This is a genomic window from Acidovorax sp. LjRoot194, from assembly GCF_964253015.1.
Classification (GTDB): domain Bacteria; phylum Pseudomonadota; class Gammaproteobacteria; order Burkholderiales; family Burkholderiaceae_C; genus Acidovorax.
In genome coordinates this window covers 2,955,460-2,975,876 of record NZ_CAXUQB020000001.1, presented here as the reverse complement: position 1 = coordinate 2,975,876, position 20,417 = coordinate 2,955,460, and the positions used below count along the sequence as shown (strand labels likewise).

Here is a 20,417-nt window from a genome sequence, read left to right as displayed (position 1 = left end):
CCGGTGGTTGAGTAGCGGGACAGTCGATCCGTAGCGCATAGCGGTTTTTGGCCTATCAAGGAATACAGTCCAACACTGGGGTTGGCATGTTCGGTCCACTGGTTCGTCAGCGCTTGGACTCCCTGACGCCATCAGCTTGCTCGGTGACTTTTCGATCACATCGCAACAGCAACTGCTGAAGCTCCAGGAAGTCGATCGGCTTGGAAACTAGCTCATCAAAACCGTCGAACATGCATAGCTCGACATGCATGTGATCGCTTCGAATTGTCAATGCGGTCACTGGTGAGCCATACCGAGCATGTGAGATTGCTTTTAGTGCTTTCGCGAGGTCGTTCCCCACCATGTCCCAAAGATCCTCATCAATCCATACCACGTCACTCTGGAAACGCTCCATGGATTCGATGGCTTCTCTAGCGCTCGCTGCGGTCCTGACGATGCGGCCCTCAAGCTCAAACAATTCTTGGACCATCTCCAAAGTGTCGCGGTAGTCATCAACGATCAACAGGGTGGCTAGCATGGGTAGGTTCCTAGCGGCTGAGCGTTACGAAGCAGGGTCAAAGCACACTCACCTGCGTCTTGTAATCGAGATTCAAAGGCTCCCACTCCTGGGCAGCGTAGCGGGAAAAACCATCCTGCTCAAACCGCCACAAGTGCAGCCAACCGTTGGTTACTAGCTGCCTGACGGCTGCATGTTTTTCAAGCACTCGCTCGATTGCACTTTTCGGCGCGTCGATGACCACGGTCAGACGAAGCGGATCGTGTATCCATCGCACGCCGTCATGAAGTGACTGACGGGACAGCCCAATCCGCAGGTCCCCACCGTTGCCCTCGAAAACTCCTAGGTTGCCGCCTACGACGTTGTGCAGAAGTTTATTGCCACTTCCCATAGCGACAGGCTCGCAGGTAGACGCGTGGTACTGCCAATTGATCCAGTGCGTGACCAACATCGGCGCCGTCATCAGTAACTCCAACACACTGCCGTCCCGGTCGCGAGACGAGTCGTAGTCGTGCAAAAAGACCCTTCCGCCCAGTGCGGCTCCCACGCTCTTGTTGCGAGGAGCAATCAGGAATGCCGCATTTCCTGCAAGTCCCCACTCAGGCCTTGTCTGTGCACCGTCATTGGCCCGCTGGCGAAACTGACGAAGGAGCGTTTCATGACTGGATGTTGCATCAATACCCAAGGTACCGGCGCGCTCGCGCCGCGTCTGATCGCTCGCATGTAAAAACACCCGCGCTAGTTTTGCCCACACCACACGAGCAGTGAGCGGCAACAAGTCCAGATCGAACCCCTCGATCTCATCCGTGGTGGTGTTGTGCAGGGCAGCGACAAACTCCGTGTTGGGCGGAATGTTTATGCCTCTACCCATCAAGCCAGAACGTACCGCCGGCTCATTGAGCAGCATCGCCAGAGTGCGTGCATTGACCTCACCCGTTTGACCACCGCACGCACCACATTCGAGTGCTGCTGAATGTGCATTGTTGGCTGACTGACTTCCATGGGCCACCAGTACAACAAGCGGGGCGAAGTAGCCTTCCAGACCCATTGCATGCAACACCCGTGCCGCAAGCTCAATTTTTGCGCTCAGATCCAGACCCGAAAGTGCGGGGCGACAAAGGTGTTTGTACCTTGCTGGCACGCCAGTTAGATCATCGCGCACCCGGTCTCGGTCCGGGTGAACGAGCCAGTTTCCAAGCTTGGCTAAGTAGCCTAACCCTGCGGTTTCAACGTAGGAGAAGGCCGACCCTGGCAAGCGCGCGGCAAGTTTCCACTGCTCGTGAAAAGCAAGGCTATCTTTGCGGGCACGAGTTGCTTTGTGCATCCGAGACCCGTCACCCGCGAGATCATTGGAAGCGGTCGAGACAATGGTGTCTGTTGCCTCGATTGACGGAGCTAACAAGCCGGGCAGTTGTGGCCTACGTGCTGTGGTAGCAAAGGGCGTGTAGGCCACTGGCAGGCCGAAAAAACCTGCGAAACCCATGGTTTGCACTCCAGGCCAAACTGCCTCCAGCGCCCTGCGCAAAGGCTCACTTCTCACGTCAATACAGAAAGCTGCTTGCACTTGTATGTCGCATGGCGCAGTGGGCGTCGCAGCTGCCGTACTCAGCCGTGTTGCAAGGTCGCGCTGGTAGGAAATCTCTGAGGCCAATTGCCAAACCTCGTCAATTTGAAGCGAGACTGCAGCGAGCTCCAGGACTTCTGGTGCGCGGTTCCACGATTGCCTCAAGGAGTCAAAGGCGCGTTGCGCACTCCCGTCGTCTTTGCACTCCAAAAGCAGTGCGCCCCAGGCTAAGCGAATGGCAAGAAGCTCTCGGAGGTTCCCATCGTATTTACCGTCAAGTGACGCTTGCCAGTTCAGATAGGCACACCAGGACGCCCACCCGTTGACGGTGAGCAGGACGGCTTCCAAATAGTCGGCCCAAATGCTCTGAGGCAAACCGAACCGCTCAAGCGCCCAACGCTCCGCATCTTTGGCAGTCGCTGGCAACGCGGGGGTGGCACGCTCCAGGTCTGGAATCCCCATGAGGATGCCGATACCGTGGTCGTGTTGTAGCGTCTCCCGCCAAAAGTCGTACAAACCTCGTGAGCGCTCAGGTTGCCATGCAGCTTGGTTATGGTCGAAAAAACCTGCACAGGTTTGGCTGACTTGGTGCGTGATGGCCGACCGCCAAGACAGCCGGGTATAACGAAGCGGGTCAGTATCCAACACGTCAATCAAAAGCGGCAATTGCTCTATGTGGGGCGTGCACTTGAGCGCATCGATGCATTGCTCTGAGGAATACTTGTTCTGCAACGACAGTTGACCTAAAGCCAGTTCCAAGTCGTCAGACCTGATGTCTCCAGCTGTCCAGGCGCGAAGGTGAGCCTCCCGCTTTGGGAACACGGAAATGCCCCCCAGCACGGCCATTCTTGCAGCCACGGTGCGCAAGGCGAGCGAGGTACGTTGCCAATGTGGGTTTACAGCTATTGCCTTGTCCAGTGGCCAGGCGGGTGCTATCGCATTACAGGCGGCGCTGCAGGCCTCGTCCACTTGCGAAGCGAACAAGTTATAAAAAGCAGTGTTTGATGGCAGGGGGCCATGCCGATCAGAGGCTGGTGGATACGTCATCATCATGTCTTCCTTCGGTTCCTTGCGAGGTGTTTACGGCACTTGTGCCGGCACGTGTGAAGCATTTGCCCAGCGTCCGGACCACAACCGCATCGCCAGTCTTGTGTAGGCTTCATCAAGATAGAAACCCGCATAACTCCATCGGCGCAACGAATTCATCATTTGGGGTCTCAGCAGGACCAGCGACGTGACGAGATACAAAGCGCTCAGGAAGAAAAGCGCAATTGCGCCCAGGTCCTGCTGAGGGGAGTCACGCAGTCCCAGCGGAGTGGCGTGAATCGCAACCGCGGCAGCGGTGAGGACGAGCGTCAGAACGAGGCCACGTGCGAGACTGACAGCTGCGTCCCTTACCCCCGCACCAATGCCCGTCCACATCAATGGAGCCCATGCGAGTGCTAGAACCGGGCTCCACCACCAGGGCCAAGGTGACTTTCCTAACGCCGCTTCCAAAAGAAGGATCATCGATAGTGCCAGCGCGGGGGCGAGCACCACACTGGCTAAGGACGGCGCAAAGCGCGGCGCCATCAGACTGTGTTTAGTGCGAACCACTGCAGTCGAAGCGGTCAAGAATGCGTGCGCCTTGTACAGTGAATGGCCAATCAGATGCGCGGCCGCTAGGGTGTATAGCCCGAGTGCGCACTCGACCAACATGAAACCCATTTGGGCTAAGGTAGACCAAGCAAGATTCACCTTCACGGTCACGCGGGTGAGCATCACGAGGCCGGCGATGCAAGCGGTTGCCAGCCCGAAGATCAGCAGGACAGCTCGAGCAATTTGAGCGTGTTCAAGCAACGGTGCGAACTGGATCAGCACGTAACCGCCAAGATTGATCACCCCGGCGTGCAATAGAGCAGAAACCGGCGTTGGTGCCTCCATGACCTGGATGAGCCAACCGTGCAAAGGGAGTAGGGCGGTTCGCACCATGACCGCGATGACAAGCAGCACGGCTGAAAGTTCGAGGCTTGAAGAGGTGCCGTTGATTTCGATATGCGCCCACATGACACTGAACGACCCACTTCCCACCTGGTTCCACGCCAGGATCGCTGCACAAATGAGCAGTGCATCGGCAAGGCGATCTGCAATGCGCTTCTTGTGCGCTGCCAGTGCGGCGAAAGGCCTATCAGCATAGAAGCACAGCAAACGATGCAAGGCCATCCCTGCTACCGCCCAAGCCGCGATGAGAACTGTCCAATGATTCGCAAAAATCAGGAGCTGCACGCTCCCAAGAATCGTGCAGAGGCTTGCAAGGTATCGATGCTGGTTACTCTCGCCCGACAAGTATCGGCATGAAAATCTGCCGATCACAGTACCCAGGAATTGAGCTGGAGGGACTGATTGCCAGATTGGTGGAGCACAAACTCGATGTTGTCTTGGCGAATGAGACGGCGCCTACCGAAGCTGATCGACCCCTGCACTGCCAGTTTCTAGGTAGCCAATCAATTTCCCTGGTGGGTCCTGCCAAGAAGTGGAAAGCGAAGCAACTGCGTATCCCTCTCGATTTAGACGACTTGGAGATTGCACTGCCCGGACAGCGTCACGCACTGAGAGCCCAGTTTGACGCGCTTTGCGCGTCCACCGGTGTTAGACCGAGGGTAAGGGCAGAAGTCGATGACATGGCCATGTTGCGGCTGATCGCTCGCGATAGTGGATGGCTGACCCTCGTGCCGGAAGTGGTTGTCCAAGACGAGCTCCGCACCGGGGTGCTTGTCAGGCTAGGTGAGTCAAGCGCTCTTCAAGAGCGCTTTTATGCGATCACAACCCCATACCGACACCGGATTGAAATTCTTGAGCAACTGCTAGTCCAGAGGCAGATGGGGGATGAATCAAACCGAGAATATTAAGAAATCCATGCGGGCACACGCCAAGCATAAGAAGTAGTGGCACGCGCGGTCGCCTCCACGCGATTTAAAAGCGTGTAAAAAAATGCAACTTGGATGCTGTCTTACTTGTCTTGCTAACGCAGATGTTGATAGTCGGGGCATGCCCAAACTACTTGAAATTGATCGAACCCGTGCAGATAGGCTTAGCGCAATCCGATCGGTTGATCTCACTCCCAAGTGGGAAGCTGGAGTTGTCAGTCGAGTTAAGGCGGTAAGAATGGCCGCTTTAACCGGTGCCGCCAGGTATGTCGACCCTTGGCTTGATCTTCCGCAGGCCTGTGGTGTTATTGAGTTGACTGGAAACAGAGAAGGCGTGCATAGGATGGCGCTCATTATCGGTTTTTCAGAGGACCCGTCGCTGGTAAAAGAATACTCGTTTGCCGTGGGGGATGCTGATGCGGTGGGAACCATGGTTTTGCCTGCACCACTGTTCTCACAGTACTTGCAAATCTCACAGCTCGCTAATGCACATTTTCGGATCGGGGGGAACGGTTCGATCAATGGTCTTGCCTCTGAGCCAACTATTTTTCAGTTGTTGAAGTAGCAACCGTTGCTATTGACCGTTCATATTGCTTTAGTCGAGAAGCCGTGCTACATGCATAATGGCTAATTTTTCGACTTGCACGCGGCGCCAATCAAGCGCTTGTACGGCTGTCCCGGAATATCTTTAAATAGTACCGGAGCTTTGCCTTCACTATATTCTTCGCGACCAATCGGTTGGCCTTTCCAAAGCGGAAGGTCGAAGTAAGATAACCATAGATACCATGCATTTCGCGATTCGCAGTTGACGATCACTTTCGCATAGTATGAGCGATATTTCAGGCCTTTGAAGGACGTGCGAATTTCATTTCTTGAAACACGCAGATCTAGCATAATCTTTTGATCCAACCCTACCGGCTCTGGCCTAACCTCCACCAAGTTGTTTGCAGCGTCATGTACGTCGCCATAGATCGGAAACCATACGTCTTGTGCCCATGCAGAGGCCGGGAGCGAGCATGCAAAGCTCATTGCAAAAGCCGCAATCGCCTTTTGTGTGCGGTCGAAAAATACAGGTCGCACGGCTTGATCCAGGTTTGGTGAACTGACGCGGAATGCGTCAGTGAATGTAATCGATAGTGTTCGCGGCTGCGAGCGATCCTACGCGTAGCGCTTGCTGGTCTAGCTCGGCGTAAGTATGAGGAGTGGTGGGTAGCTCAATTGCATACATGTCGCATCCCGGATGATTGCATAGACTCTAAACGCTATCCACTCTTCATGGCCCGAGCTGTTTTGAAGGAGTTGATAGAGTCCTTGCAATCTATCCAGGGAGTAAAGCCATGTTGATAGCCCTGCACAAGAACGCCCGGACCACTCCCGCCGTGCGCGCCGAGATCGCAGCCAGCAATGAACCAGCCAGCGTCCTGGCCCAGCGCTTTGGGATCACTGAGCAGACGGTCTACAAGTGGAAGAAGCGCGATGTCTTTGCAGACCGCTCGCACACGGCCCATCGCCTGCAGACGGTGCTCACGCCTGCGCAAGAGACTGTGGTGGTTCACTTGCGACGTACTCTGCTGCTGCCCCTGGATGACCTGCTGGCGGTCACGCGGGAGTTCTTGAGCCCCGATGTCTCACGCTCAGGTTTGGACAGGTGCCTGCGCCGCCATGGAGCGGGCAACCTCAACGCTCTCAAGCCCCACGAGCCTGCGGTAGCCCACAAGGCCTTCAAGAGCTACGAGCCAGGCTACGTGCACATGGACGTGAAGTACCTGCCCCAGATGCAGGACGAGAGCAGCAGGCGCTATCTGTTCGTGGCCATCGACAGGGCCACGCGCTGGGTGTTTGTGCAATTCAAGGTCAACAAGACAGCGGCCAGTGCCAGGGCCTTTCTCAAAGCACTTCACAAGGCCTGCCCGATCAGGATCAACAAGCTGTTGACCGACAACGGCAAGGAGTTCACAGACCGACTGTTTGCCAGCCGGGAGCGCGAACCCAGCGGCAACCATGAGTTCGACCAACTGTGCCAGGAGCTGGGCATAGAGCACCGGCTGACCAAGCCCAGGACCCCGAGAACCAACGGCATGGTGGAGCGGTTCAATGGCCGCATAGCGGACGTCCTAAAAACCCACCGATTCAACAGCCGTGAAGATATGGAGCAGACCTTGCAGCGCTATGTGGCCTTGTACAACCACCAGTTGCCGCAGTCAGCGCTCAAGAGCAGTACGCCAATGCAGGCCATGAAAGAGTGGTACCAAGAGCACCCGGATCTGTTTCACAAGCGGCCATATGATCGTCCGGGATGTGACACATACACACAAAGGATTGTCGGAAGTGAGTAATCTGCGGGTTGGTCTCAAGCGTTGCCCATGGAAACCGTCGCACTTTTGCTAAGTGGCCGGGAGCACCCATGTAGGGGCGTTTTGATACACGACGGGGCGTAAAAACCTCTCGCATGCGTGCAGACCGACGGACGTGCTCGATGGCCTGGTAGATGCAGGCCAAGGCCCGCCGTGGTGTTGTACACGGGTTACGGCGACACCTGTAGGTACGCCCCCGAACAGAACTCGGCCCGCGCACTCCGTGGCGATGGACACAAGGTCTTTTGCAGCCGGCGACTCTGTGTCCGCGCCCCACAGCGTGACAGTAAGCGAGCCTGCCACTGCGCGAACGGTGCGGCCCAACTGCCCTATGTCCTTGCACAGCACGACGATCGCAGCCGGTCCAAAAATCTCTTCATGCAGTCGCGGTTGCGCCAGGAAATCGTCTGCATTGACAAGCATCAGTAGTGGGCTGGGGCGCGCGCTGGTTGGCGCCATCACTAGCCGAGCCCCCTCGCACCTCCCCATGTCGCTCGCGGCAGCGTTAAAGGCTTCCTCGATACCTGGAGTGAGCATTGCGTGAATGGGCGCTGACTCGAGCGCCTTCTCAAGCTCGGCAACGAATTGCTCTGCGTCATTATCGTCATGGAGGGCTATCAGGCCTGGCCGCGTGCAGAATTGGCCCATCCCCATAGACACAGATCCCGCCAGTTGACTGGCCAGTTCCTCGACGCGACCAGACAAAGCTCGTGGGAGGATCACGAGTGGGTTGACCGAGCCGAGTTCGCCGAAAAATGGTACCGGCGGCTTGCGCGCGCAAGCCAACGCCTCGAGCGCCAACCCACCACCTGTCGATCCCGTGAAAGCGATAGCTTTGATCACAGAATCGTTGACTAGTGTGGCTCCGATTTGGAGAGAGTCCCCGGTTACCATACCGAGCACTCCCATCGGCAAATTGAGGCTCTTTAGTACCTGCTGTGCACCCCTAAAGACGCTTTCAGAGAGTGCGGTATGGGCGGGATGTGCACGAACAATGACTGGACACCCGGACGCAAGGGCGGAGGCGGTATCACCACCAAGCACGGAAAACGCGAACGGGAAATTGCTCGCCGAGAACATTGCAACCGGTCCCAGCGGAACCAGGATGCGTGCCATGTGTGGACGACCCCGAGGGGCGGGGCCTGCTACCGCTTCGTCCTCCTCTCGGGGCGAGATAGCCCCGCTGCTCGCATATGCGGCAAATTCGCGGAGTTGGTAACAAGTGCGATCCAGTTCGCCATTGAGCCGGGCGGCGCCAAGGTGAGTTTCCGAATGGGCGAGCTGCACCAATTCCTCCCGCGAGTGTTCCAACATGGCAGCAAGTTCACTCAAAAGCGTTGCTCGAGTGCTTGCGGCACTTTTGGCCCAGAACGGTGCTGCATGGGCCGCCGCTGCTGTAGCGGTTTTCAGGAGGTGGTCGATGTCGTTCATTATTTGATTGGGTCCGTGATCAGCGCGAACCTAGACGGCGTAGGAAGGGGCAGCAGTCTCAGCTGTGAAAAGGAGGGTGGCAGCTTCCTGACCAAAGCAAAAAGTGTCGCTCAGGGAGCAATTCCCCTGTTTGTCCTCGCGGCGACCCAAAAGATCGCTGCAGTGAGCGACACTGCAAAAAAACGTGCCTGTGGCACGCAACCGCTGGTTTGGTTACCCGCATCAACCCAAACTACCCTGCTCATTGGTCCAGCGGCAGAGGTAGACGCAGGCAGATCAAGCCACTTTAGAAGTTGTGCTTGATGCTCAAGTCAAACATCGTGGTGCGTGTGAGCTTAGGTTGCTTGGCGCTGCCTATGTTGGCGAGAAGCGATGTGCGCTTGCTCAGGAAGTGCTCATAGCCCGCTGAGAGCTTGGTGTTTGTGTTGCCTGGACCCTCAGGATTCAAGCGAGACACGGCTAACTTGACCAGGTGTGTGGATACTGGGATCCGCGCGGTCAAGGAGACGTTGCTACTCTCCACGTTGTTGACTTTGGAGCGTGCGTAAAGCAGGGCAGTGCGTACCACGCCAAAGTCGTACGAGGCTGCGGCCATCCACATTTTCTGTTGGGATGTAGTGCTGTCGAACGCCGTGCCTACGTACAAAGGCCCCAAGGTGTATTCGAGGTTGACTCCGGTCGTATTGGATCGCGTGCCTTCGCCCGCGCTCCATGCTACGTTGCTCGAAAACCCGTTCCAGATAGCGCTGCGCAAACCGATGGTGTTGTCGCTACGAATGCCGCTGACCGGCACGCCATAGTTGGCCAGCAGGTGGCGTGGTCCTGGGGTGGCAACTGTGTCCAATCCCCAAGGATCGGCCTTTAGCGCCACCCAGAAGGCAGGGATGTACTCGCGCCCGGCATATACGGTGCCCCATTGCTTCGGAGCTCCGGCGTACACGAAGGATCTCGCCTCCCAAAACGGGTTGTGGGCCAAGCCAGTATCCGCATCAAAGCGATGCTCCATCTGAAAGCCGGCTTCTAGACCACCGCCCAGGTCCTCGATGCCGCGAAAGCCGATACGCCCTGCAGACCCTTGCCGCACCTGCCACATATTTGCGGCGGGTCCCGCCGGACTGATGCCGCCGTTTGTCGGTGTACTGCCCGAATTTTGATGGAATAGGCCGAGGTCTACCCGGCCATAGATAGTCACTGACGATTGCGCCATCACTGGAACGCAGGTAGCCACAACACCTGCCAGCGCAAGCTGGCGAACAAACATTGTCTTCACACTTGTCTCCTCAAAGAACGTTGACAACCGCGCATCGGTTCACGATTGTAGATTTTATAAAATCTGAAATAGAGTATATACTTTAGTCATGGAAGCACTCAACACCCCCACATACGTTCGTTTGCGCGAAGCCCTTCGCCGGGACATCGTCGACGGCATATGGCAGCTCGGCGCGCACATCACACTGACGGAATTGGCCAAGCACTACCAAGTCAGCCAGGCCCCGGTGCGAGAGGCGCTTTTGCAACTCCAGGGAGAGGGGGTAGTAGCGATGCGCGTGAATAAAGGCGCGGTCATCCCAACAGTAGATGCGCAGTACATCGACAACATCTATCGGGTCCGGGGCGCCATTCAAAGCATGCTGGCGAAAGAGGCTGCGTTGAGAGCGATGCCCGCCCAGATAGCTCAGATGCGGCTTTTGTCGGACCAGCACTTTCATGCGCTGACCGCTGGGGACGTCCCTGCGTCGGTGAAGGCGAACCGGGAATTTCACCGGTATGTGGATAGCGTTGCAGGAAACAGCTTGGCGCTGGAACTGTTAGAAGGCCGCTCGAGCTTGGTCGACGCATTTCGCCGCTCCGTCGGCTACGGGGTGGGGCGCCTCGAGGTGGTGCGCAGGCAACACGATAAGTTGGTGGATGCGATCGCCAAGGGCGACGGCGATCTTGCCGCGCAGTTGATTCTTGAGCACACCGACTTGGCCCGCCTCGACCTAATGGCCAAAGCCGTAAAAGCTCGCGAAGCCTGAGCTTCGCCATAGGGCGCCCAACCAGGCGCTCCAAACAACAACAGGAGACAAGACAATGGAGAAAAGATTCTTGAGCGGGCGGCGTGCAATCTTTGCAGCATCACTTGCGTTGGCCGCAATGGGCCCTTTGGCTGCGCACGCACAAAAGTACCCCGAGCGGCCGATCACGCTGGTGGTCGGATTCGCGCCAGGCGGAGCCGCAGATACGGTTGCCCGATCCCTTGCCGACGAACTGACCAAGTCGCTGGGTCAGCCGGTGATCATCGACAACAGGAGTGGGGCGTCGGGAAACATCGCCACCCAGTATGTCCTTGGCAAAGAGCCCGACGGCTACACGCTTTTGTTCGCGGCAATCAACTTGGCCACGAATCCTTGGCTGATGGGTGTGAAATACGACCCTCAAAAAGATCTGTCCATGGTGTCGCAGATCACAAGCGTGCCGGTTGTCCTGCTCGCGTCGAACAGTAGCGGCATCAAGACGCCTGCCGACATCGACGCCGCAGCCAAGCGCAGTTCCGGCGGGGTGCTTGTGGGCTCGGGAGGTGTGGGCACCTCTTCTCACCTGGCGCTTGAGCTGTACAAGCGCGCTCGCAATACCGCCATGGTGCACGCACCCTACAGAGGGGGCGCACCTGCCAACCAGGACCTGATGGGTGGGCAGATCGACATGATGTTTGATCTCATGTCCGGTTCGCTCAGATCGATGGTTGACGCCCATCGGGTGCGGCCCATTGCCGTGATGCAGTCCACCCGCATCAAGGCGCTGCCGGACGTGAAAAGCGCAGGCGAATTGGGCTTGCCAACAAGTACCCACATTCGCAGTTGGCAGGGCATTGCAGTGCGGTCAGGCACTCCCCCGGATGTCGTTGCGCGCCTTCACACGGCTATCACCGCTGCAGCCCAGTCCACTCACTTCAAAGCCCGCGCTGAGCAGTTGGGTTCGGAAGTCGTGACGAGCAAGACCCCCAAGGAATTCGACACCCTCTACGCCACAGAGCTGGCGCGCTGGGGTGGGCTGATCAAAGAAGCAAACATCAAGGTTGAGTAGATGAAGATCAAGAAGATCGACTGTCACCTCATGCAGGCTCAGGCGCCGGCAGTGAGCGGATGGGCAGCCACCGGAAAGAGCGCCCTGGCAACTGGCAGAAACTGGTTTTTTGTCACAGTCACCACCGACAGTGGAATCGTCGGATTGGGAGAAGGGTCGGGATGGCCGCGTGTGGTGGCCACCGCGGTCGCAGATCTGGCTCACCTTTTGATCGGTGAATCAGCGCTGGACACGGAACGCCTGTGGCAGAAGCTTCGGGTAGGAATGATGGGCCACGGGCAGACCGGCGTGGTGGGGATGGGCGCACTGGCTGCCATTGACACCGCACTTTGGGACATCAAAGGTCAGTGGCTGGGTGCGCCACTGTGGCAGCTCCTTGGCGGCCAAACTAGGCCCTCGGTGCCGTACTACGTTCACACGACCTCCCCCGAAGCGGCTCGCGCGGCTGTTGCGTCTGGCATCACTGCGTTGAAGGTAGGCGGCATCAACGGCGTTGTGGACAGAGCGTTCGCCATACGGGAGGCGGTAGGTCCCGAAGTCGACATGATGGTCGATCTGCATGGGCCGCCGTGGCTCGCGCCGGCCGACGCCGTGGCAATTGGTCGGGCGCTCGAACCACTGAATCTGGTCTTCTTGGAAGAGCCGGTTGCGCCGGATGACCTGCGCGGCTGGCGCTTGGTGCGCGACAAAGTTGCCCTGCCGCTCGCTACTGGCGAGCGCTTGGCGACGCTTATGGACGTCAAACCGTTATTGGAAGAGGGTTTGGTGGACATCCTGCAGCCTGATACAGGCCGTTTTGGCGGGCTCACACAGATGAAAAAACTGGCCGGCATGGCTGAAGCCTGGTCGGTGATGATCGCCCCGCACGCGGGCTCGCTCGGACCGGTGGCCGAGGTCGCTGCTGTTCACTTGATGAGCTCGATTCCCAACGCTCTGATCCTGGAGCGGCTGCATCCGGATTGGAGCGGGCGCGATCAAGTTCTCTACCCTTCTCTGGAAGAAGACTCTGGCCGTCTGATACCGCCTAGCACCCCCGGGCTCGGTGTGGCGCTCGACATCGATTTTGTCGGCGAGCATCCCAGCCGCCAGAACACTGCAATCGCCACAGGTGGCTGGAACGCCGGCACCGAGAGCGAAACCACTTTTGTCCAATCCCGCCGTCCCAGGTTTCCCATAACAGGCTCTTCGAAATGACCGAACTGCACCCCCTCACACGCCAGCGCCTTTCGCGGGTATCCACCGCCACTCTTACCACTGTCCTGTTCAAGAAAGGGCTCAACAACACGTTCTTGCAAAACGTGTGGCCGGTGAGTGCAAAAGCCACCTCCATGGTAGGTATCGCCTACACACTTCGGTACATCCCGGCCCGTGAGGATCTGGATTCGATCGATGCCTTCAATGATCGCTCCCATCCCCAACGGGTCGCGGTCGAGCAGTGCCCGCCTGGGCATGTTCTAGTGATGGACAGTCGCGGTGACGCCTCGGCAGCCTCCGCCGGCAATCTGCTGTTGACCCGTCTGATGCGGCGTGGCGTCGCCGGCGTGGTGACAGACGGCGGGTTTCGCGACTCCCCGGAGATCGCAGGAATGGACATCCCGGCGTATCACCAAAGGCCATCAGCGCCGACAAACTTGATCCGTCATCACGCGGTGGACATCGGGCTGCCGATTGCCTGCGGGGGGGTTGCCATCTACCCCGGAGATGTGATCATGGGTGACGCGGAAGGTGTCGTCTGCATCCCTCGCGCAATCGCAGATGAGGTCGCGCAGGTCGCCTATCAACAGACGATCTACGAAGATTGGGTCGCGGTGCGGATCGATGCTGGTGATTCGCTGTTGGGCACCTATCCTCTTACCGACAACGATGCGGCGGCAGCATTTGAGCTTTGGAAGGCTGAACATCAGTCTCAGTACCCGCTGGCGAAAGCGCAGTCATCATGAAATCCGATTGCATCGTCTTGACTGGTGCTGCGGGGAGGCTTGGCGCATCGCTGCGCGAAAGCCTGTCGGAGCAATGTGCTGAGCTGCGCCTCGTGGACAAGACCCAAACTGAGCCGGTCCGCCCGAACGAGACCGTGTGGAAGATGGACCTTGGGGACCGGGCCAGGCTGCGCGAAGCCATGAGCGGTTGCACGGCAGTCGTTCACTTTGCCGGATTTCCTCGGGAAGCAGCCTGGGGCGTGCTCCTGCCAGCCAACATCATGGGCGTCATCAACCTCTGGGAGATTGCGCACGAGGCTGGAGTGGAGCGCATCATCTATGCCAGTTCCAACCATGCGGTGGGTCTGTACCCGCGCACGCGAATCATCGGTGAGAAGGTGCATCCGTTGCCAGACTCGCGCTACGGCTTGACCAAGGTGTTTATGGAAGGCTTGGCGGAACTCTATGCCACCAAGTTCGGTCTGCGGGGGTTTGGGCTGCGCATCGGCCATTGCGCGCCTGAACCTTCCGATGCACGCATGCTGTCGCATTGGATTCATCCAGATGACCTGGCTGCACTGGTGACGGTCGGTTTGAACGCTGATTACGAAAGCGAGATCGTCTATGGCGTATCTGGCAATCCTCGATCGTGGTGGAAAAATCAGCGTGCCGCTGAGCTGGGCTACCAACCGCGGCACAGCGCAGAAGCCTTTGCGCCGACCGTTAGCGACCGCACGAGCGGCGACCCCATCGAGGAACATTTCCAGGGTGGTGCATTCGCAGCCAAAGAGTTTGAGAATCCGCGTTTCCGATTGCCTTAGCCTTGCCTGCCAGCTCCAGATCATCCCCTATCAGCTACTCGGACATGCAAATTTCTTACGAGTCATATCCTGTAGACAGCGTTGAGATTTCCCATGAAAAGCTCGGACCGATCACTATATGGAGAACCGAGTGCACCGTGGGGGAGTCGCCGTGCTGGCACGTTCAGCACGATGCCCTCTATTGGATAGACGTCCGTGCCCCACATTTGTTGAGCTTGGATCCGAGGACGCGATCGCTTTCGAAATGGAAGCTTCCAGGCGTCGTAGGCGCGATGGGCTTTGCGGGAACCTCTTACGCACTGCTGGCAATGCGCCACGAGCTTGTGCGGATGGACTTGTCCTCTGGGCGATTCGAGGCTTTCGCGCCGGTGGAGCATTCCCGTGTCAACAATCGACTTAACGACGGCAAGGTTTCACCAACCGGGCGTTGGTTTGTTTTCGGGTCCATGGATGACCGGCCGGTCAAGCAAGCAAGTGGTGCCCTTTACCGAGTCAATATCAAGGGCGACGTCGCGCAGCTTATGGACGGTCTCACGGTGGCGAATGGAATCGCTTGGAATCTCGATGCAACAACGATCTTCTTTTCGGACAGCTTCAGCGGAGAGCTGTTTCACGCCCCGTGGGACGAACAAACCGGTGAAATGGGCTTGCCCATCTTGCTGCACAGGTTTGTAGACGATGAGGGCCGGCCCGATGGCGGGCTTGTTGATGGGCAGGACCGGTACTGGTCTGCCGGCGTATCTGCCGGACGCCTCAATCGTCTCAGTGCTGCCGGGGCGGTAGATGAATCGATGGAACTGCCATGCAAGGCGCCAACGATGTGCGCGTTTGGGGGTGCTGATTTCGCCACGATGTACGTAACGTCCTTGGTGCGACCTCAGTGGGGGAGCGTCGGCGTAGCGGATGGCGCGCTTTTGTCATTCGCAAGCCCAGGGCAGGGCGTACCCCCCTCGACCCTGATCTAGCAAGCGTCATCCGTCACAGCGAGATGGGCCGACGAGCGCCCCGCAGGCTAGGTGGTCGGGTGGAAAATTCGCATCATTCCGTTAGGGCTGGTGCTATGAATTTGATTTGAACCTGAATCCTTAAACCTTGTTCGCGCTGGTTGCTGTCCGATTCGGAAAGGGCGACTCGACGAATACATATCCGCTGACAGTCATGCCCATGCCAAACCGGTTCTTTGCGGCTTGGTGTGGTCGGAGACCGCAGCAGCTCTAGAGGTATGGAGCTTTGATGCTGCACTATTGCTAGCGCAGGTAACACGCGAGCGGTGCTAACGCCCCGGCTGCGCTCAACATCCCCATTTGTGTCGTGGAACGTTTTTTCCTGCAAGCCCTAGGTATCGTTGGACAGGGCCTCGAAATGCGCTTTCAGCAGATTCCTTTGTACCGAGGGCAGGGTACTGGCGGCCTGAACGTGCAGCGTCACGACATCCCCGTTATGCCAAGCCAGCTCACCGCGCCTGTCGTCGAACCACAGCTTGGCTTCATGAAACTGGCGCTCCTGTCGAGGCTCCGTAGCTTGGCTGAGAAAGCGCAGAGGCACTACGCGGGTCGAGCTTACCCATACCCACTGGTACACCTGAGCTTTAGGCGCATCCGCAGCAAGGTCTAGCAGTTTGACTTCGGTCAGCCAGCCTTCATGGGAAGCGAATAAATAGAGAATTTTCCAGTGCCTGGGCATGCTGTGATTTTCTCCTTTGTCAAAGCTTCCCGGTGCACATACCGGTTCGAATCCCTGTTCGGCTGGGATTGGTCGACTCCGTGCCGGCCTTGCCCCACACCAATCAATCGCCGAAAGTCACGCCGAGGTCTCGGTCTGACGGTGTGTTTTGGGGTGTTAGCGCTTCGATGGCCACGAGTGGATTCCAGTAGTCCAAGTAGTGGGTGATGAGTGCTTCATCATTGATCCGGACAACGGATATACACCTTTGTTCATATGGCTTGCCGGTCGGAAGCGCCGTGCCCGTCGAGCGGAATTCGGCGATTACGAGACTTGGATCGACGGCATCATGAAACACCAGATCGACAAACTCGACGTTAAAGATCTTGGGAAAATTACTCATGTGCGCAACCAGTGCTTCTCGCCCTGTCACGCGTTGTGGCACACCGGCAGGAGCAAAAGGAAACTCCAGCACTGCATCTGACGAGAATAATTTCACCCACTCGTCCACGCGTCCTAGCTCGGTAAGGCGCAAGTGTTCTGCCACGGCGTGCTGGGCAGCTGCACGGCGGGTCGCTGACTCACTGATACCTGTCATGTTCATTCCTTCGTCGATGGATTGTTAATCAATGGTTGCATCATGCCACAATGACATCATGTTGTCAATCTGAGTGAATTGCGCATCAATGGCAGAATTGACGAATGAAAAACGATTCTGTGGTTGAGCCTGCTGCGGCTGCGATGAGCGAAACCGTGCTGTCTTTGTTCCACGCGTCCAGCAGCTTGATGGCAGCTGGAGATCGTTTGGTAGCACAACTGGGATTGACTAGTTCGCGTTGGCAGGTACTGGGCACAATCGTCGCGGCGGCGCGCCCTCAGCCGGTCGCATGGCTGGCGCGCGACATGGGAGCCAATCGGCAAAACGTGCAGCGTGTGGTCAATGACTTGATGCGGGAGGGGTTTGTTACCACGGCGAAAAACCCCCACCATCTCCGAGCTTCGCTTGTCGTGTTGACAGCCAAGGGGCAAGAGGCTTTTGATCAGGCCATGGAACTAAGGGGACCGTGGATGAGCCGGCTGACCTCGGGCATAAGCGTCGACGATATCCTTGCGATGCAACGAGTGCTGGATGCGCTACGCGTGCGATTGGATTCTGAAATTAACGGTCATGTTGCCTAACGTTGGCCAGATCGCTCAGCACGAGGCTGAGGTGAGGCGCTTGGAGATGGGCTCGCGCTCAACATTTTTTTGCCGTGTCAACTTGCAAAGGCGGTTGCGGAGACACTAATTCATTCGGCGTATGGGCACTTGCCTCGCAAGCGCTGCGCGTGTGTTTGGTCCTACGCATGCCACGGATAGCTATGCGGCCGGGTCGTAGTCTTCGACAAAGTTCGGCCGCAGTGCATTTTCAGACGGTGCTCATCTTTCGCCCAGACCTCCCAAGTCACGCTTCCTGCAAGACGTTGGGCTCGACGGGGTTGCCGTCGCAGGCCGTCCAGCTTTGCAGGCCGTGCGCGTTTGATGCTCCCTCACAATGAGATCAGCACTTCGGCACGCAGACCACCGCCCTCACGGCTGGCCAAGCTGATCTGAGCTGACTGTCGCAGCGCGAGCTCGCGCGCGATGAAGAGTCCAAGCCCCGTACCTCCCGTGCCGCGGCTACGCGATGGATCCACACGAAAGAAGGGCTCAAAGACAGTCTGCAGGTGCTCTTGAGGAATGCCAGGACCACGGTCTTCGACCACTATGCGGATTTGTTGAGCGGATAGTTCAATGGATACCTCCGCAGCACCGGCGTAACGCAGCGCGTTGTCAATCAAATTTCCAACCACCCGCCGCAAGGCTGCAGGTTCAACCAGCGCAATGTCTGTACCGGCGCGAAAGCTGGGTATAAGAAGCCCTACCGGCTGGCCCTGCTCAGCCATGTCATCCGTCAGCGATTGCAGCAATGCCACCAAAGCTGTTTCCTGAAGCACTTCCGGCGTACCTAGTGCGTCACCTCGAAACACTCCGAGCACTGTGTCGATCAGCTTGTCCATTTCGCGGATGTCTCGAATACACCGTTCCAACAAGACCGACGTATCCGGGTCATCCATGGCGTCAAGCCGCATGCGAAGCCTGGTAAGCGGAGTCCGCAGATCATGCGACATGGCGGCGACCATCAACCCGCGCGCCCGGAACTGATCCTGTAGTCTGGAGGCCATGGAATTAAACACATGTGCAGCTTCCCGCACCTCCCAAGTTCCGTATTGTTCGTCAATGAGGCACGGAGGGGCACCCCTGAGTATGGCGGTGCTCAGCGAGCGTGAAGCGGCAACCAGCGACCGCATGGGCTGCGCAAGCCATCTCGCCGCCCACCAGGCTGCCAGGGCGATGATGGCGATGCGCACCCCGTAGTCCAGTAGAAGACCTTGTAGTGGAAGGCCGATGCTTTGAGCAAGAGCGTTCGTTACCAAGCCTTCGCCTGTATCTGCCTCGGTGTGGCCTTGTTCTCGGCGGTTGGCATCTTGCAAGTGAGTCCGCCCCCGTAGATCAGGCACACCGGGCGTTGGCGGTAAGCCGGGCGCGGCGGTCACCGGCGCAGAGGCGTTCGCTATCCCTCCAGGCACATACAAGGCGTGGATAAGAAGATAGCCAGCCAGATGGCTGACGAGCAGGGCGACCCACATCAGTATGAAAAGCCGCTTTGCTAGCGTGTCACGCAGGAGGGTCCTCACGTCGGTAGCTCCGCATCAAAGAGGTAGCCTTCTCCGCGCATTGTGCGAATGAGCGGTTTCTGGTGAAGGCTGTGTTCCAGCTTTTGCCTTAGACGCGACACCGCCAAATCAACACTGCGGTCGTTGACGTCCACGCCCGGAGCCCGCGTGAGATCTATTAGTTGATCACGTGAAAGCACGCGGCCAGGCCGCTCAACGAATGCAGAGAGCAGGCGATGCTCAGCCTGAGACAAAGATATCACCACGCCCCTGGGCGATTTCAGTTCGCGCCGCATGCGGTCATAAACCCAGCCTGCAAAAGAGAACAGGCTCTTTGTTTGCGACTCAGATGGCGCTTCCCTCTTGCGGATGCGACGCAATAGAGCGTGTATGCGCGCTACCAGTTCCCTGGGCTCGAACGGCTTGCCGAGGTAGTCGTCGGCTCCAGTTTCCAACCCTAGGACACGGCTTGCCGGGTCACCGTGAGCCGTGAGCATGATCACGGGGACGTCGTGTTGCTGCTGGATCCATCTGCACAGCTCAAGGCCGTTTTCGTCGGGAAGCATCAGGTCCAGCACCACCACATCGTACGTTCCAGCGTCCAGGCAGACGCGCGCCTCACGACCGTCCGCGGCTACTGAGGCGGTCATGTGAAACCGCTGAAGCAGGCCTTGAAGCGAGATACGTATCTCAGGATCGTCATCAACCACTAGGCAGTGCGCCATTGGTCATCCTTGGGTGGCTTAAAAGAAAGTTCAGCATGATTCGCGGCTGCCGTCGGGCTAAGCTGTGCAGTAGCTACCGCCGCCTTGTTCTAAAAGCTTCCGTCAGGCTGAACCTGTAGAAGGTCAGAACATCGAGTTGCCATGTGCCATTTTTTCTGGGATGGGCTGCATCACGTCCCAGTGCTCGACGATCTTGCCATTTTCGAGGCGAAAAATCTCAATGATGGCTGTCCCTAACGCACCGGGCTCAGGCTCCGACCTGACGTGCAGCACCACCAAGTCGTCCTGGACAACGACTCTCTTCACCTCGGCCTTCAACTGCGGATTGACCTTTTTCAAGTATCCGTTGATGAAAGCTTTCAACCCATCGATACCATCCTGGGCTCTAGGGTTGTGCTGGATGTATCTCGAGCCGATGAAGCGGACGGCAGCGTCGGCGTCTTTCTTGTTGATGGCAGCTTCGTAAAAAGCGAGCACAGTCTCCTTGTTCGACTCCTCTTGGGAGGTCAATGCGCTGGCACTAGAAGCGCTCGTGAGCGCGAAAAATGCTGCAAGAAGTACTGACAAAAACGGGCGGTAGAGAGTCATGATGACGAGGAAAAAAAGTGACTAAGACGCTCATCTTCTGATGCAACCTTGTCCGCCGTTTAGTCAGAATGTGTCGACTTGGAAAAACAATTGGCCCGCCCTCCGTCAGGTTCTTTAGCGAAACGAGGGCTGCATTGAAGAATCTGGGCCAAACGTTTTGTCTGTGCGAAAGCCTTGGGCTGCTCTAGC

At 57.6% G+C, this 20,417-nt stretch carries 20 protein-coding genes and 1 pseudogene; 10 read left to right on the top strand and 11 right to left on the bottom strand.

From position 1 onward, the window contains the following. Nucleotides 1-106: 106 nt before the first annotated feature. Genes ACSQ3N_RS13380 through ACSQ3N_RS13370 form a run of 3 tightly spaced genes read right to left on the bottom strand, consistent with a single transcriptional unit; the run spans nt 107 to nt 4,412 of the window. A complete protein-coding gene (locus ACSQ3N_RS13380) occupies nt 107-517 on the bottom strand; it encodes a response regulator (RefSeq protein WP_436146515.1) in 411 nt (136 codons plus the stop codon). Nucleotides 518-554: 37 nt separating this feature from the next. Beyond that, complete coding sequence (locus ACSQ3N_RS13375) at nt 555-3,113, bottom strand: YbcC family protein (RefSeq protein WP_436146514.1); 2,559 nt, start codon at nt 3,111-3,113, stop codon at nt 555-557. Nucleotides 3,114-3,140: 27 nt separating this feature from the next. Beyond that, nucleotides 3,141-4,412 (bottom strand): NADH-quinone oxidoreductase subunit L, encoded by a 1,272-nt coding sequence (locus tag ACSQ3N_RS13370; protein ID WP_436146513.1) that lies wholly within the window; start codon nt 4,410-4,412, stop codon nt 3,141-3,143. 17 nt (nt 4,413-4,429) lie between these two features. Between ACSQ3N_RS13370 and ACSQ3N_RS13365 the strand changes: the two are divergent. After that, nucleotides 4,430-4,948: pseudogene (locus ACSQ3N_RS13365) on the top strand (LysR substrate-binding domain-containing protein); the annotation flags it as partial. A 139-nt stretch (nt 4,949-5,087) separates the two neighbouring features. Further along, nucleotides 5,088-5,531 carry a hypothetical protein gene (locus tag ACSQ3N_RS13360; protein WP_436146512.1) on the top strand — a complete coding sequence of 148 codons (444 nt, stop codon included), beginning with the start codon at nt 5,088-5,090 and terminating at the stop codon, nt 5,529-5,531. 62 nt (nt 5,532-5,593) lie between these two features. Here the strand turns inward: ACSQ3N_RS13360 and ACSQ3N_RS13355 are convergent, their stop codons facing one another. Continuing rightward, nucleotides 5,594-6,046 carry a surface-adhesin E family protein gene (locus ACSQ3N_RS13355; protein WP_436146511.1) on the bottom strand — a complete coding sequence of 151 codons (453 nt, stop codon included), beginning with the start codon at nt 6,044-6,046 and terminating at the stop codon, nt 5,594-5,596. A gap of 257 nt (nt 6,047-6,303) precedes the next feature. Between ACSQ3N_RS13355 and ACSQ3N_RS13350 the strand changes: the two genes are divergently transcribed. Further along, a complete protein-coding gene (locus tag ACSQ3N_RS13350; protein ID WP_436146510.1) occupies nt 6,304-7,302 on the top strand; it encodes an IS481 family transposase in 999 nt (332 codons plus the stop codon). A gap of 48 nt (nt 7,303-7,350) precedes the next feature. Here ACSQ3N_RS13350 and ACSQ3N_RS13345 read toward each other — a convergent pair whose 3' ends face one another. Together ACSQ3N_RS13345 and ACSQ3N_RS13340 are read right to left on the bottom strand one after the other, a co-directional pair. Next, nucleotides 7,351-8,751 (bottom strand): aldehyde dehydrogenase (NADP(+)), encoded by a 1,401-nt coding sequence (locus ACSQ3N_RS13345; RefSeq protein WP_436146509.1) that lies wholly within the window; start codon nt 8,749-8,751, stop codon nt 7,351-7,353. Nucleotides 8,752-9,037: 286 nt separating this feature from the next. Continuing rightward, nucleotides 9,038-10,012, bottom strand: a complete 975-nt coding sequence (locus ACSQ3N_RS13340; RefSeq protein WP_436147953.1) for a porin — start codon at nt 10,010-10,012, stop codon at nt 9,038-9,040. A 97-nt stretch (nt 10,013-10,109) separates the two neighbouring features. Here ACSQ3N_RS13340 and ACSQ3N_RS13335 point away from each other — a divergent pair, with 97 nt between their 5' ends. From ACSQ3N_RS13335 to ACSQ3N_RS13310, 6 genes are read left to right on the top strand one after another with little or no spacing between them, the layout of a single operon-like run. Next, nucleotides 10,110-10,769, top strand: coding sequence for a GntR family transcriptional regulator (locus tag ACSQ3N_RS13335; protein ID WP_436146508.1), 660 nt, complete (start codon nt 10,110-10,112; stop codon nt 10,767-10,769). Nucleotides 10,770-10,824: 55 nt separating this feature from the next. Beyond that, nucleotides 10,825-11,817, top strand: coding sequence for a Bug family tripartite tricarboxylate transporter substrate binding protein (locus ACSQ3N_RS13330; RefSeq protein WP_436146507.1), 993 nt, complete (start codon nt 10,825-10,827; stop codon nt 11,815-11,817). Next, nucleotides 11,818-13,011, top strand: coding sequence for a mandelate racemase/muconate lactonizing enzyme family protein (locus ACSQ3N_RS13325; protein ID WP_436146506.1), 1,194 nt, complete (start codon nt 11,818-11,820; stop codon nt 13,009-13,011). 5 nt (nt 13,012-13,016) lie between these two features. Then, complete coding sequence (locus tag ACSQ3N_RS13320) at nt 13,017-13,757, top strand: ribonuclease activity regulator RraA (RefSeq protein WP_436147952.1); 741 nt, start codon at nt 13,017-13,019, stop codon at nt 13,755-13,757. Next, a complete protein-coding gene (locus ACSQ3N_RS13315) occupies nt 13,754-14,557 on the top strand; it encodes an NAD-dependent epimerase/dehydratase family protein (protein ID WP_436146505.1) in 804 nt (267 codons plus the stop codon). The genes ACSQ3N_RS13320 and ACSQ3N_RS13315 overlap by 4 nt, the downstream gene beginning before the upstream one ends. 44 nt (nt 14,558-14,601) lie before the next feature. Next, nucleotides 14,602-15,522 (top strand): SMP-30/gluconolactonase/LRE family protein, encoded by a 921-nt coding sequence (locus tag ACSQ3N_RS13310; protein WP_436146504.1) that lies wholly within the window; start codon nt 14,602-14,604, stop codon nt 15,520-15,522. A gap of 370 nt (nt 15,523-15,892) precedes the next feature. On the opposite strand, the gene ACSQ3N_RS13305 is transcribed toward ACSQ3N_RS13310, so the two are convergent. After that, the gene (locus tag ACSQ3N_RS13305; protein ID WP_436146503.1) at nt 15,893-16,240 is read right to left on the bottom strand and encodes a hypothetical protein; all 348 of its coding nucleotides are present in this window, start codon (nt 16,238-16,240) and stop codon (nt 15,893-15,895) included. A gap of 103 nt (nt 16,241-16,343) precedes the next feature. Then, nucleotides 16,344-16,817 (bottom strand): nuclear transport factor 2 family protein, encoded by a 474-nt coding sequence (locus ACSQ3N_RS13300; protein WP_436146502.1) that lies wholly within the window; start codon nt 16,815-16,817, stop codon nt 16,344-16,346. 104 nt (nt 16,818-16,921) lie between these two features. Here ACSQ3N_RS13300 and ACSQ3N_RS13295 point away from each other — a divergent pair, with 104 nt between their 5' ends. Then, a complete protein-coding gene (locus ACSQ3N_RS13295; RefSeq protein ID WP_436146501.1) occupies nt 16,922-17,398 on the top strand; it encodes a MarR family winged helix-turn-helix transcriptional regulator in 477 nt (158 codons plus the stop codon). Between the two features lie 350 nt (nt 17,399-17,748). On the opposite strand, the gene ACSQ3N_RS13290 is transcribed toward ACSQ3N_RS13295, so the two are convergent. From ACSQ3N_RS13290 to ACSQ3N_RS13280, 3 genes are all read right to left on the bottom strand, one after another. Continuing rightward, the gene (locus ACSQ3N_RS13290; protein WP_436146500.1) at nt 17,749-18,732 is read right to left on the bottom strand and encodes a sensor histidine kinase; all 984 of its coding nucleotides are present in this window, start codon (nt 18,730-18,732) and stop codon (nt 17,749-17,751) included. A gap of 200 nt (nt 18,733-18,932) precedes the next feature. Beyond that, nucleotides 18,933-19,640 (bottom strand): response regulator transcription factor, encoded by a 708-nt coding sequence (locus ACSQ3N_RS13285; protein ID WP_436146499.1) that lies wholly within the window; start codon nt 19,638-19,640, stop codon nt 18,933-18,935. Between the two features lie 123 nt (nt 19,641-19,763). Beyond that, entirely contained in the window at nt 19,764-20,228 is a 465-nt protein-coding gene (locus tag ACSQ3N_RS13280; protein ID WP_436146498.1) for a nuclear transport factor 2 family protein, read from the bottom strand. Between the last annotated feature and the right edge of the window lie 189 nt (nt 20,229-20,417).